Consider the following 12,292-nt stretch of genomic DNA (forward strand, 5'->3'; position numbering starts at 1 on the left):
CCGACGGGCGCCATTCCGAGAAAGACAAGGGTATAGACGCTCATAACCCTGCCTCTGAGGCTGTCAGGTGTTGCGAGCTGGATGAAGCTGTTCGCAACAGCGAGAAAGCTCACGACCCCCCATCCGACGAGTGCGAGAGCAACCGCTGAGAGAGCAAAGTCCTTTGAACAGGAAAAAACAAGGAGGCAGAGGCAGAAAAGGAGCCCCGACACGAACATAAAGGGGCCTTTCTTTTTCACCTCACCGATAAAAGCGATGGTGAGGGCCGCTGCGAGTGCCCCCACGCCTGATGAGCCGCCGAGAAAGCCGAGTCCCCGGGGGCCGACCTTGAGGATATCCTCGGCAAAGACCGGCAGGAACGTAACAACGGGTATGCCGAAAAGACTTATCGTGGCAACAAGAAGCATGATCCTGAATACGTCACCTCTGTTTTTTACGAACCGGAGTCCTTCCAAAAGGTCTTTTGAGAGTTCCGAGACGGTGACCGTATCATTCCTCACCCTATCGGGTGTCCCTTCCTTCCTGCCCTTTATCATGAAGAGTGCCATGATTGCGGCGAGGAAACTGGCTGCATTGATATAGAAGCAGAGGGCGATTCCGACGGCTGCGATAGTCAATCCTGCGGCCATGGGACCGATGATGCGGGCGGCGTTAAAAGCTGCAGAGTTGAGAGCTATGGCGTTCATGAGTCTGCCCTTCTGTACCATTTCCGAAAGAAAAGACTGTCGAGCAGGCACATCAAAGGCATTAACGGTGCCGAGGAAGAAGGCGAGGGCAGTGATCTCTCCGACGGTTATGATCTTCAGGTCCGTCAGCATCCCGAGGAGAAGGGCCGGTATCATCGAGAGCATCTGTGTAATGATCAGGAGATTCCTCTTTGGGACTCTGTCTGCCACAACGCCGCCGATGAGGGTAAGGAAGAGAACGGGCATGGACGATGCGGCTGCGACGATGCCAAGATAGAAAGGGGATTTCGTGAGGGAATAGACAAGCCATCCCTGCGCAACGGACTGCATCCATGTACCGGAAAAGGAGATCGCCTGGCCGATCCAGAAGATGCGGAAATCTCTCACATACAGCGCAGAAAACCTTTCGTGACCTTGGGTCTCTTGCTCCAGGGGTGCCATAGGGTTATTTTACCTGAAAGCACGGTCCCTTATTCTTCGGAAAGCTGAATGGGCGTCGCCAGAGAGATTTTCTCTGGAAGCGACATGAGGAGAGGTCCCTCTGCATTGAGACGGGTCGGCATTTTGCAATTCAGCCTATCTTTCAGATACAATGAAGTCACTGTTGTTTAGAGATCGTGTGAGAGTGATGGAAGAAAAACAGAGATCTCTCAAGGAGATCGCGAAGAACATTAAACTCCTCATCCTTGACGTCGACGGTGTTCTCACCGACGGAAGCATCATCCTTGACAATGACAACAATGAACTGAAACGTTTTCATGTGAGGGACGGCCACGGCATCAAGATGCTCGTCGGGGCGGGGATGAGGGTCGCCATCATAACGGGACGGTATTCCCAGGTCGTTGAGAGGAGGGCTCGCGAGCTGGGGATAACCGATATATATCAGCGATGTCTCGTAAAGACCGTTGCCTTCGATGATCTCATCGAAAAGCTGAAGGTGAGCAGCGAAGAGGTAGCTTACGTGGGCGATGATGTCGTCGATATCCCGATCTTCAGAAGGGTGGGTCTGCCCATCGCCGTAAGTGACGCAGCAGAGGAAGCAAAGGACTATGCGCTCATGATTACGAGAAACCCGGGAGGCAGGGGTGCGGTCCGTGAAGTCTGTGACCTTCTCCTGAGATCGACAGGCCGCTGGGAATCGATAATCGGAGAGTATCTTGAGGCTTAATCTGCCCACGCTCCTGACGCTCAGCAGGATTGTGGTGATACCCTTCTTTGTCATGGTTACCCCCTACAATCCGGTCCTCGGTGCGATCATCTTCAGTGTGGCTTCGGTTACCGATTTTCTCGACGGCTACCTTGCGAGAAAGACGGGACAGATAACAACGTTCGGCATTATCCTCGATCCCATTGCGGATAAGTTTCTCGTTATATCTGCCCTTATTCTCCTCGTGGACATGGCTAGGCTTTCGGCGTGGATAGCGATCGTCATTATCGTGAGGGAGTTCCTCGTGACCGGTCTCAGGGCGGTTGCCCTTTCAAAGGATATCGTGATACCTGCGGAAGTGGGCGGAAAACTGAAGACCTTTTGCCAGATTACGGCTATCCTCTGCCTCATCCTTGATGTGAATGTCTTCGGCTTTGACCTTTACGATGCCGGTATCATCGCTATCTGGATAGCCCTGATCCTGTCCGTTGTTTCAGGGTTTCAGTATACCCTATCATTCTGGAAAAGGATCTGAAAGCCCTCCATGAAAAGTCTGCTCCTTATCATTGTGGCCTATCTCCTCGGCTCCGTACCCTTTGGCGACGTCATAGCGAGGGTGAAAGGCATTGACTTGACGAAGGTCGGAAGCGGCAACATAGGCGCCACGAACGTCTTGCGTTCAGTCGGCAGGATGGCTGCAATCCTCACATTGATTGGTGATATAATGAAAGGGTCTCTGGCAGTTGCGGCGGCGAAATACCTGGTGAACGATCCGGTCGTTGAGGGGATTGTGGGGCTGGCGGCCATCGTAGGGCATGACTTTTCGATTTTTCTTCGACTGAAAGGAGGAAAGGGCGTTGCCACAAGCATCGGGGTCCTCCTCGTCTATTCCCCGAAGGCCGCTGTGTTCACGATCCTGCTCTGGCTGACGGTGGTGGTCATTTCACGGTATTCGTCTCTCGGCGCTCTCGTTGCCTTCGGCCTGCTGCCGGTCGCTATCCTTGTTGCGGACCCTGTGAGGTCGAAGGTGATCATCTCGGTATGTATTGCCGTGTTGGTTGTTCTCAAGCATGAAGCCAACATCAGGCGACTCATAAAAGGTATTGAACCAAGAGTGGGTGAGAAGGTTTGACAAAGAGGATCATCCTTATCCTGGCATTGCTGCTATCCTTTTCCGTTTTCGGAGGGAAGGGGTCTTTCTGGGGAACCGCCGTCTGTTACGGGGCAGAAAGCCTCTACGAGGAACGGCTCGACAAAGGCCTTTTCAATACCGACCCCTACTCGTACCTCCTTATTGAGAAGGCCCATGAAGAGAGGGACCGGGCAGAGGAACTCCTTGAGAGCGCCAGGAAATACTCGCCTGACCTGCCTGCAGTTTATTTCGAGCTTGCCATGGAGAGCGTTTCTCCGTCACTGAACGGCATGTTCGAAGGCATCGATTACTTCAGGCAGGGGCTGAAGGCCTACGAGAGAAATTTCTGGTGGTCCTTTAATCTCGCCGGGGTGGTCTCCTTGAGCATTATTGCTTCGTATCTCCTCTCCCTCTGTATACTCGTAGCGATACGATTCCCTATGGAATACCCGCTTCTTGCCCATGACATTCGCGAGGACAGAGCGAGGGTCGCTCTTCTTGCGCTGCCCTTCTTCCTTTCGCTCTTTGGTTTTCTCGTCTTTATTGCAGGCGTGCTCTTCCTTTTCGGGCTCTATTTCAGGAAGAGGGATAGGATTGTGGTGTACGGAGTATTTGTCTCGTTGCTCATATCTCCGCTGATCCTATGGGTCTCTGATACCCTTCTCTCCCCCCCCTCTCCTCAACTGAGGGCCATTGTTGCGGTGAATGAGGGGAGGGACAACCGGTACGCGCTGGAGAACCTGAAGGGTCATGACTTCGGCCAGGCCTTTTCCTATGCCCTTGCACTCAAGAGGGAAGGCAATTATGGGGCGGCCATAGCCACATACAAAAAACTGGCCGGGGAGGCTGACCCCCTCGTCTATAATAATCTCGGCAATGCTTACTACGCTGTGAAGGACTTGGATTCCGCCAAAGGGGCATACGAAAGGGCTCTCGGCATAAGGGAGCGGCCCGCACCCCTCTATAACCTCAGTCAGGTCTACCGGGAGACCCTTGATTTTGCAAAGGGAGACGAGTATTTCCTCAAGGCCGCAAGGCTTGACCGTGAGGCGGTTTCGAGCTTTGCGGCTATTTCAGGCAGAAACCCGAATCGCGTGGTCGTTGACGAACGTCTCCCGATGTCTGAGATCTGGAAGTATGCAGAAAGAAAAAGCGCCTCCCTTGGTCCCTCCGTTTTGCTTGCCGTGCTTATGATACCGGCGTTCTCCATGCTCAATCGGAAGATGAAGACCAGGGCTTACCGCTGCAGGCGCTGTGGAACAATTTCCTGCAGCAAGTGCTCGAAGGCTTTGACGTGGGGCGGAATGTGTCCGCAGTGTTACCAGTTCTTCGTGAAGGTCGAGGAACTCGATCCCCATGCGAGAATATCTCGTCTTGTGTCGATACACGAGGGTCAAACGAAGCGCAGGAGAATCCTGAAGCTTCTTTCTGCCTTTATACCGGGGACAGGGCAGATTTACGCGGGCAAAATTGTCATAGGGTTTCTCTTCCTGTGGCTCTTTCTCTTCTCTCTTGCCCTTATCGTGATGAGCAGACTCTCTTTTGTGGGCATCTTCCCTTATAGCCAGGGGTGGATGATACCTTTTGCCGTTCTTGGCCTGGTTCTGGCCTATGTGCTCTCTATTTTCAACGTCAAGAAAGGAATACGCAGAGGATGGCTCTAGAAGGATCGCTCTTAGATTTCGGTCTTGCCGATATCCTCCAGCTCATCTACTTCCAGAAGAAGACGGGGGTTCTTTCGCTCAACAGCCGCTTGGACAGGGTCCAGATCATCTTTAGTGAAGGCAATATCATAGCCGTTGAATCCCGCAAGAGACTGGAGGACAGCAGGCTGGGAAGGATACTCTTGAAGAAGGGGCTTCTCAAGGAGGAGGACCTTCGCGCGGCTCTTGAGGAGCACAAAAAGACGGGCGCAAAAATGGGTGATATCCTGGTGAGCCGGGGACTGATCGGAAAGGAAGACCTTACGGAAACCCTTCTCTCCCAGGTGACTGAGACGGTCGTTCAACTCTTTTCTTGGAAGGAAGGTACCTATGAGTTTCAGGTGCAACCAGTCAGTGCAGACCGCGATGTGCTCATAGCTCTTGATACGCAACACCTCCTCATGGAAGGACTGCGCATTGTGGATGAATGGGCCCTTGTCGAGGGCAAAATCGCCCTCGACATGGTCTTCAGGCAGACCGGAGGACCGGAGACCGCTCTGACCGAGGACGAGGAAACCCTTCTCAAATTCATTGACGGGGACAACGATGTGAGCATCATTATCGATCTCAGCGGGATCAGTGATTTTGAGGCCTCCAAGACCCTCCTTTCCCTCATGGAAAAGGGTCTCATCGAACTTGTCGAGGTCTCTCCGGTCGTCAAGGAGTCCGTAATCGCTCCTCCCGTTTCGAGGGAAAAACCGTTTGCAACATTTTTGCCTGTGGTCATTCTCGTCGGAGCATTTGTTGTTTCCCTGGGCATGTCTGCCCTAAAGAGAGACGGATCGTCGATTACGATCGGGTCTTTGGCTGCAGGCGATTTACTCAAGAGGCTCCAGACCGTTCGGGACATCGAGACACTCCGTTTCAGGGCAGAGGAGTATAAGTACCTTCATGGTTCATATCCTCCGGACCTTGGTCCTCTCGGGAGCGCAAAGGATGCATGGGAAAGGGCCTATCTCTATAAGGCTGAAAATGATAATCTGACCATTGTGAGCGCCGGGCCCGACGGTATCATGGGCTCGGAAGACGATATCCATTAATCAGGTGGCGTAGTGCCGGGATGAAGAAGGCAGTGGTCCTCCTCAGCGGAGGCGTCGACTCATCGACAACTCTCGCTCTCGCAAAGGCAGAGGGCTATGACCCTTATGCCCTGAGCTTTGATTATCATCAGAGACACCGGCGGGAGATGGAGTCCGCCGGCATGGTCGCATCAGCCTTCGGTGCCGTGAAGCATCTTGTGATAGCCTTTGACTTGAGCGAGATCGGTGGTTCAGCGTTGACTTCAGATATTGAAGTGCCGAAGCGAGGTTCAAACTCGATCCCTCGGCCTCACCCACTCATTCCTGTCACCTATGTCCCTGCCCGCAATACCATCTTCCTCTCCTTTGCGTTGTCCTGGGCCGAGGTCCTCGAGGCCGGGGACATCTTTATCGGCGCAAATGCTGTTGACTATAGCGGTTATCCGGACTGCCGGCCTGAGTATCTCGAGGCATTTGAGAAGATGGCAAACCTCGCCACCAGGGTATCCATTGAAGGAGGCATCAGGTTCAGGATAAGGGCTCCCCTCCTCTCCATGAGAAAGGCTGAGATCATAAAGAGGGGCGTTGCCCTTGGTCTCGATTACGGCCTCACCTGGAGTTGTTACGACCCCCGGGAAAGGCTGAGGGATGAAGGAGGAAAGATGAATGAAATCTACAAGGAAGGAAGAGGAGTGGTCCCCTGCGGAAGATGCGAAAGCTGCATCTTCAGGGCGAAAGGATTCCGGGAGGCGGGGGTCAGGGATCCTCTCCTGGAGCGGTGACGAAACAGCTTCCACCATTCGAAGGGAGGGGCAGTTTTTTCAGAGACTGCTTATCTCACGAGGATCGCTTCTTCCTGACCTTCTTCTTGATTTCAAGATCCAGGATTCCCTCCTCCGAGAGCACTCTCCGGTGAAATTCGCAATCAAAACAGAGATTCTTCTTCTCTGAAAAAAGAGACTTGCCGGCATGGCATGAGTAAGTGCCGACAAGTGCCCAGCATATCCTTCCTCCATTAATTCCACCGTTTATTCCGTCTGCCTGGGGATTTGCAGCTGCAGCGCAGACCCCGAGGTCCTTTGCCCTCTCTCCATTGATCTCCCTTCCGCACTTCATGAATTCCCAGCAGTTTATCCTGCTTTTCATTACGGCACCTCTCTTTCTCATCCTCACAGAATCTTTTATCATAGGGACAGTTTTGAGGTCAAATTAATAAAACAAATTCCCCCATTGATATTTCTTAAGGATTAGGCCCTTCCTCCCGTTGATGCCCTCGTGATTCCCGGTCCCTCAGATTTTAAAATATAAGCCTGTTCCGTCTACGGTTTCTTTCCCTGCCTTTCCTCGGGAAACCACAAAAACGTAGCTACAAAATTGTGGCAGCATACAAAAGTGTAGACATCTGTCCTTTCAGGTTTTCTTTCGAAACAAGGGAGTAGACGCTGGCACGGTTTTCGCTTGTTCGGAGGATAGGTGAAACACATGGAATCCCTGAAGGACAAGATCAGCGATATAGAGAGAGAGGAGATTGTTAATGCCCTGAGGGAGTGCAACGGGGTGATGGCGAGGGCGGCGAGAAAGCTCGGAATCACCGAAAGAATGATCGGCTACAAGGTCAAGAAATACGGGATCATGAAAGGGGAGGTGACCCATATCGACAGGAGTGGCGAAAGGCAGTAATAGAGATGCAGTCATTATCAGAAATACGTTACAGAAGGAGGAAGAGATGAAGAGGAAATTGATCACGCTGACTGTAGTGCTCATGACGGTAATTACAGTGAGCTCAAGATCATGGGGGGCGGCAGAGGAGCCTGCTGCGGAAGCGCCCAAGGCCGAGGCGCCAAAGGCCATAGGCAGTATGCTTGACGACATTAAGAAATGGCTCGGACTGAGCATCTATCTTCAGGGCGGCTACAACTACAATTTCGAGAACCCCGACTCACAGGAAAATGGCCTGAGGATCTTCGACCATAAAGCGAACAGCTTTACCCTCGACCTTGCCCAGATAGTCTTTACAAAAGATGCCCCAGTCGGCGGTATTGGTTACAGGCTCAAGGTATCGGCAGGCGAGACTGCAAAGTTCATACACGCAGCGGGACTTGGCGATCAGAGCCAACCCTTTGATCTGACCGAGGCATATATCAATTATGTGGCGCCTATCGGAAAGGGCCTGAAGTTTCAGTTCGGCAAGTTCGCCACCATGGCCGGCGCCGAGGTGATCGAGGCGAAGGACAATATGAACTACTCGCGAGGCCTGCTCTTCAACTATGCGATCCCTTTCACCCATACCGGTGTCATGATCGGCTATCCTTTCAGCGACCAGGTGGGCGTTAATTTCTATGTCGTCAACGGCTGGGACGACTTTAATGACGAGGGCAACTCCAAGACCCTGGCGTTGAGCACAACGGTCACGCCGAACGATCAGATCTCTCTCGTGTTGAATCTCCTCAACGGACGGGAGATTGTGACGTCCGGCGGTAGCTGCACCTCCTCGATCTGCTCCAACAGGTTCCTTGCGGACTTTGTCGGGACGTTCAAACCGATGAAGAACCTCACGGTTGTGGTGAACCCCGACTGGGCGACGCAGAGCAACGCAGCCCCTGACGGCGGAGATGCAAAGTGGTACGGTATCGCCGGCTACGTAAAGTATGATTTCATTGATTTTTTCAGCGCCTCGCTCAGGGGGGAGTATTTCAAGGACTCTCAGGGTATCAGAACGGGGACGCCGCAGACCGCAAAGGAAATCACCCTTACGCCTGAGTTCAGAATAGCAAAAGACCTTATTGTAAGGCCGGAATACCGGCATGACTGGTCCGACAAGGAGGTCTTCGACTCCAGCCACAGCACCAAGGACAAGAAGAGCCAGGACACCATCGCCCTCGGCGTAATGTACACCTGGTAGGAAAGAACTGAAGAGAGGTTTACCATGAAACGATTCGTCAGCAGTAGCGTAGTAGTAATTATGATGACTTTGTTCTGCTCGGGACTTTTGTTCGCGGCAGACCAGGTGCAGCCTAACCCTCCGACGGCTGAGCAGGCAGCGCCTCCTGCTCAGCCCGCACCTGCAGCCGCACCTGCCCCTCTGAAGATCGACACCGGCGACACGGCATGGATGATCGTCGCAACGGCGCTCGTCATGCTCATGTCGATTCCGGGTCTGGCCCTTTTCTATGGCGGGCTCGCAAAACGGAAGGATTCGCTGAACACTATGGCGATGACCTTTGTCACTTTCTGTATTGTGAGTCTCCTCTGGGTCCTTTACGGGTACACGCTGTCCTTCGGCACCGATATTGGGGGGATCATCGGGAGCCCTGAAAAGCTCCTCCTCAGGGGAATCGGTCCCAACAGCATCTCGGACCTCGCAAAGACGATCCCCGAGTACATCTATGTCGTCTACCAACTTACCTTCGCTGCGATCACCGTTGCCCTTGCGAGCGGTGCGTATATCGAAAGGATGAAGTTCTCGGCATGGGTTCTCTTTTCGGTTCTCTGGATGACCATCGTATATCTCCCGATCGCACATTGGGTGTGGGGCAACGGCTTCCTCGCGAAGCGCGGCGCGTTGGACTTTGCCGGAGGAACCGTGGTCCATATCAATGCGGGTATTGCCGCCCTCGTCGGCGCATTGATCCTCGGCAAGAGGCGTGAAAAGGCCCTTCTGCCGGGCAACCTTACCCTCGTCGTAACCGGGGCGGGTCTTCTCTGGTTCGGGTGGTTCGGGTTCAATGCAGGATCTGCTGTCGCAGCAAGCGGTCTTGCAGGGGCCGCGTTTCTCAATACCAACACGGCCACGGCTGTTGCGGCCCTCTCATGGATGGTTGTGGAATGGATGCACTCGAAGAAGCCCACGGTCCTTGGTCTTGCATCAGGCGCAGTCGGAGGCCTTGTCGCCATTACGCCTGCTGCCGGATTCGTAAACATCACCGGCGCCGTCATCATTGGCGTAGCAGCCGGCGTCATCCCTTTCTTTGCTGTTGCGGCCCTGAAGCCCAAGCTCGGGTATGATGACACCCTCGATGCCTTTGGCATTCACGGTGTCGGCGGCACAGTCGGCGCGCTCCTTACCGGCGTATTCGCAGATCCTGCCATCAATGACGCGGGAAAGGGGCTCCTCTTCGGCAATCCAGGACAGCTCCTGACACAGTTGATCGCCGTGGGCGTGACTGTGGTCTACAGCGGCGTCATGACCTTTGTGATTTTTATGGTCATCAAGGCCTTTATCGGGCTGAGAGTCGACGCAGAGGATGAGATCATCGGGCTCGACGAAAGCCAGCACGGCGAAAGGGCATACAACCTGTAAGAACTGAATTGCAAAGGGATGGGTGAGTTCTCTCAAAGGAGGAATGATGAAGAAGATAGAAGCGATAATTAAGCCCTTCAAACTCGATGAGGTCAAGGATGCCCTGAACGAGATCGGCGTTCAGGGGATGACCGTCACGGAGGTGAAGGGGTTTGGCCGGCAGAAGGGACATGTCGAACTCTACCGCGGAGCTGAATATGACATAGCCTTTATACCAAAGGTGAAAGTCGAGATCGTTGTTGCCGATTCAATGGCTGAGAAGGTGGTTTCGACCATCGAGGCAAAGGCAAAGACCGGAAAGATCGGAGATGGCAAAATATTCGTGTTCTCCCTCGAAGAGATCGTCAGAATACGGACGGGCGAGAGAGGCGACGAAGCGATCTGAACTGAGGCGGGAAGGGGATCGGGAGCTGCGACCCCCTTCCCTACAAAAATGTTTGTTCTACAAAAATGTAGCTTAGGAACTATTCTCTTGTTTTTCAAGGAGAAATGGCTCACCACACGGAGAAAATACCACAAAATTGTAGGATTTGACTGTCCTGTTCTTGGAGGTTCCTTGTAAAATCAAAGAGGTAACTTCGGCACGCTTTTCGCTTCTCTGCGCTGAATTCCTTTGAAAAGGAGCCTACATGAATAAGCTGATCATCAGACTATGTTCTGCATTGACCCTGCTTTTGATCCCCCTCAACAGCTATGCCCAGACACCGGGTAAGATAGACGCAGGGGATACGGCCTTTGTCCTTGTATCAGCCGCCCTTGTTATGCTCATGACCCCCGGTCTTGCCATGTTCTACGGCGGGATGGTCAGGCGGAAGAATGTCCTCGGCACTCTCATGCAGAGTTTTGTCGCTATCGCGGTCGTCAGCATACAGTGGATCCTTTTCGGCTACAGCCTTTCCTTCGGTCCTGATGTCCACGGAGTCACCGGCAGCCTGGCATGGATCGGGTTACAGGGCGTCGGTACGGACCCGAATCCCGATTATGCGGCCACGGTGCCTCATATCGCATTCATGATCTATCAGGCCATGTTTGCCGTCATAACGCCGGCCCTCATAGCCGGAGCCTTTGCAGAGAGAATGAAGTTCTCGGCCTTTCTCATTTTCACCGTGGTGTGGTCAACGGTCGTATATGATCCTGTTGCACACTGGGTGTGGGGGAATGGCGGATGGCTCAAGAATATGGGCGTCCTTGATTTTGCGGGGGGTATTGTGGTGCACATAACGTCCGGAATCTCGGCCCTGGCAGCTGCGATGGTGATTGGAAAGCGAAAGGGTTACCTCCACGAAGCTATAACCCCCCACAATTTACCTATGACCGTGATCGGCGCAGGGCTTCTCTGGTTCGGTTGGTTCGGGTTTAACGCAGGCAGCGCGCTTTCATCAGGAGCATTGAGTACCATGGCCTTTGTCGCGACCCATACATCAGCGGTCTCGGCAACGTTGATATGGGTGATCATCGAGTGGCTCCATAGGGGCAAGCCCACCATGTTCGGCGCCGCGACCGGTGCGATTGCAGGACTCGCAACGATAACGCCTGCTTCGGGTTTTGTCGGGCCCCTCTCTGCGTTGATCATAGGGTTGGCAGCCGGAGCCGTCTGTTACCTCGCGTTGAACATGAAGAACCGCCTGGGCTATGATGATTCCCTTGACGCCTTTGGAGTTCATGGAGTAGGAGGGATTACCGGGACCCTGGCAACGGGCCTCTTCGCGCAGAAGCTTATTAACCCTTCAGGTGCAGACGGGCTCTTTTTCGGTGATTACAGAATTATTGCTTATCAGGCCTTGGGAATACTCGTGACAATCATCTACTCCTTTGTCATCACAGCGGCAATCCTGAAGCTCCTTGACTGGACTGTAGGGTTGAGGGTGAGCCTTGAAGATGAGGTGGAAGGCCTGGACCTCAGTCAGCACGGGGAGAGCGGCTATACGTTATAGGTCTGCACTTCGAGATTTCGTGGAGCCAATGTCTGATAGACTGTCCAGGTGCGTGGTCTCCCTGAATCAACCGTATGCCTCGTTATGGCATATGGTATAATGAACAAATTACAGAGTAAGGGAGACTTGATATGAAAAGGTTCTCGATGACAGCAGCAGTTTTCCTCGCGGTGTTTCTCTTGAACGGGCAGCATCTTTATGCCGGACCGCAGGAGCCGGCGCCGATATCCGGCAAGGTGGTCGAAACAATGGACAGCGGCGGGTACACCTATGTATGTCTTGAGGAGCACGGAAAGAAGACCTGGGTCGCCGTTCCCCAGATGAAGGTCGTCAAAGGGAAGAGGATGTCCTTTGAGCCGGGCAACGAAATG

Annotated in this window: 14 protein-coding genes; 12 read left to right on the plus strand and 2 right to left on the minus strand. The window is 53.3% G+C overall.

Annotated features, from left to right (window positions below):
* On the minus strand, window positions 1–1,127 hold a 1,127-nt coding region (locus VFG09_12765), incomplete at its 3' end, for an MFS transporter (GenBank protein HET6516027.1).
* Between the two features lie 187 nt (window positions 1,128–1,314).
* Here VFG09_12765 and VFG09_12770 point away from each other — a divergent pair.
* Genes VFG09_12770 through queC form a run of 6 tightly spaced genes read left to right on the plus strand, consistent with a single transcriptional unit; the run spans window position 1,315 to window position 6,469 of the window.
* Window positions 1,315–1,854: an HAD-IIIA family hydrolase gene (locus VFG09_12770; protein ID HET6516028.1), complete on the plus strand. Its 540-nt coding sequence runs from the start codon at window positions 1,315–1,317 to the stop codon at window positions 1,852–1,854.
* Window positions 1,844–2,368, plus strand: a complete 525-nt coding sequence (pgsA, locus tag VFG09_12775; GenBank protein HET6516029.1) for a CDP-diacylglycerol--glycerol-3-phosphate 3-phosphatidyltransferase — start codon at window positions 1,844–1,846, stop codon at window positions 2,366–2,368. Before VFG09_12770 ends, pgsA begins: the two co-directional genes overlap by 11 nt.
* Window positions 2,369–2,377: 9 nt before the next feature.
* Window positions 2,378–2,965, plus strand: coding sequence for a glycerol-3-phosphate 1-O-acyltransferase PlsY (plsY, locus tag VFG09_12780; protein ID HET6516030.1), 588 nt, complete (start codon window positions 2,378–2,380; stop codon window positions 2,963–2,965).
* Complete coding sequence (locus tag VFG09_12785) at window positions 2,962–4,629, plus strand: hypothetical protein (protein HET6516031.1); 1,668 nt, start codon at window positions 2,962–2,964, stop codon at window positions 4,627–4,629. The genes plsY and VFG09_12785 overlap by 4 nt, the downstream gene beginning before the upstream one ends.
* On the plus strand, window positions 4,620–5,708 hold the full coding sequence (locus VFG09_12790) for a DUF4388 domain-containing protein (protein HET6516032.1): 1,089 nt from the start codon (window positions 4,620–4,622) through the stop codon (window positions 5,706–5,708). Before VFG09_12785 ends, VFG09_12790 begins: the two co-directional genes overlap by 10 nt.
* A 20-nt stretch (window positions 5,709–5,728) precedes the next feature.
* Window positions 5,729–6,469: a 7-cyano-7-deazaguanine synthase QueC gene (gene queC / locus VFG09_12795; protein ID HET6516033.1), complete on the plus strand. Its 741-nt coding sequence runs from the start codon at window positions 5,729–5,731 to the stop codon at window positions 6,467–6,469.
* A 55-nt stretch (window positions 6,470–6,524) separates the two neighbouring features.
* Here queC and VFG09_12800 read toward each other — a convergent pair whose 3' ends face one another.
* Entirely contained in the window at window positions 6,525–6,833 is a 309-nt protein-coding gene (locus tag VFG09_12800) for a hypothetical protein (protein HET6516034.1), read from the minus strand.
* 336 nt (window positions 6,834–7,169) lie between these two features.
* On the opposite strand from VFG09_12800, the gene VFG09_12805 reads away from it, so the two are divergent.
* From VFG09_12805 to VFG09_12830, 6 genes are all read left to right on the plus strand, one after another.
* Complete coding sequence (locus tag VFG09_12805; GenBank protein ID HET6516035.1) at window positions 7,170–7,367, plus strand: helix-turn-helix domain-containing protein; 198 nt, start codon at window positions 7,170–7,172, stop codon at window positions 7,365–7,367.
* Window positions 7,368–7,413: 46 nt separating this feature from the next.
* On the plus strand, window positions 7,414–8,589 hold the full coding sequence (locus VFG09_12810) for a porin (protein ID HET6516036.1): 1,176 nt from the start codon (window positions 7,414–7,416) through the stop codon (window positions 8,587–8,589).
* A gap of 24 nt (window positions 8,590–8,613) precedes the next feature.
* Entirely contained in the window at window positions 8,614–9,987 is a 1,374-nt protein-coding gene (locus tag VFG09_12815) for an ammonium transporter (GenBank protein ID HET6516037.1), read from the plus strand.
* Window positions 9,988–10,030: 43 nt separating this feature from the next.
* Complete coding sequence (locus tag VFG09_12820) at window positions 10,031–10,372, plus strand: P-II family nitrogen regulator (GenBank protein ID HET6516038.1); 342 nt, start codon at window positions 10,031–10,033, stop codon at window positions 10,370–10,372.
* Between the two features lie 244 nt (window positions 10,373–10,616).
* Window positions 10,617–11,921, plus strand: coding sequence for an ammonium transporter (locus VFG09_12825; protein HET6516039.1), 1,305 nt, complete (start codon window positions 10,617–10,619; stop codon window positions 11,919–11,921).
* 131 nt (window positions 11,922–12,052) lie between these two features.
* Window positions 12,053–12,292, plus strand: a 240-nt coding sequence (locus VFG09_12830) for a hypothetical protein (GenBank protein ID HET6516040.1), incomplete at its 3' end; no start/stop codon positions are given.

The sequence above is a fragment of the Thermodesulfovibrionales bacterium genome (assembly GCA_035686305.1).
GTDB lineage: Bacteria > Nitrospirota > Thermodesulfovibrionia > Thermodesulfovibrionales > UBA9159 > DASRZP01.

Bases quoted from the DNA above. Each gene is read 5' to 3' on its own strand.
- VFG09_12815 (HET6516037.1), top strand. From the start codon at position 8,614: ATGAAACGATTCGTCAGCAGTAGCGTAGTAGTAATTATGATGACTTTG.
- VFG09_12810 (HET6516036.1), top strand. From the start codon at position 7,414: ATGAAGAGGAAATTGATCACGCTGACTGTAGTGCTCATGACGGTAATT.
- plsY (HET6516030.1), top strand. From the start codon at position 2,378: ATGAAAAGTCTGCTCCTTATCATTGTGGCCTATCTCCTCGGCTCCGTA.
- VFG09_12770 (HET6516028.1), top strand. From the start codon at position 1,315: ATGGAAGAAAAACAGAGATCTCTCAAGGAGATCGCGAAGAACATTAAA.
- VFG09_12820 (HET6516038.1), top strand. From the start codon at position 10,031: ATGATGAAGAAGATAGAAGCGATAATTAAGCCCTTCAAACTCGATGAG.
- queC (HET6516033.1), top strand. From the start codon at position 5,729: ATGAAGAAGGCAGTGGTCCTCCTCAGCGGAGGCGTCGACTCATCGACA.
- VFG09_12790 (HET6516032.1), top strand. From the start codon at position 4,620: ATGGCTCTAGAAGGATCGCTCTTAGATTTCGGTCTTGCCGATATCCTC.
- VFG09_12805 (HET6516035.1), top strand. From the start codon at position 7,170: ATGGAATCCCTGAAGGACAAGATCAGCGATATAGAGAGAGAGGAGATT.
- VFG09_12800 (HET6516034.1), bottom strand. From the start codon at position 6,833: ATGAAAAGCAGGATAAACTGCTGGGAATTCATGAAGTGCGGAAGGGAG.
- VFG09_12825 (HET6516039.1), top strand. From the start codon at position 10,617: ATGAATAAGCTGATCATCAGACTATGTTCTGCATTGACCCTGCTTTTG.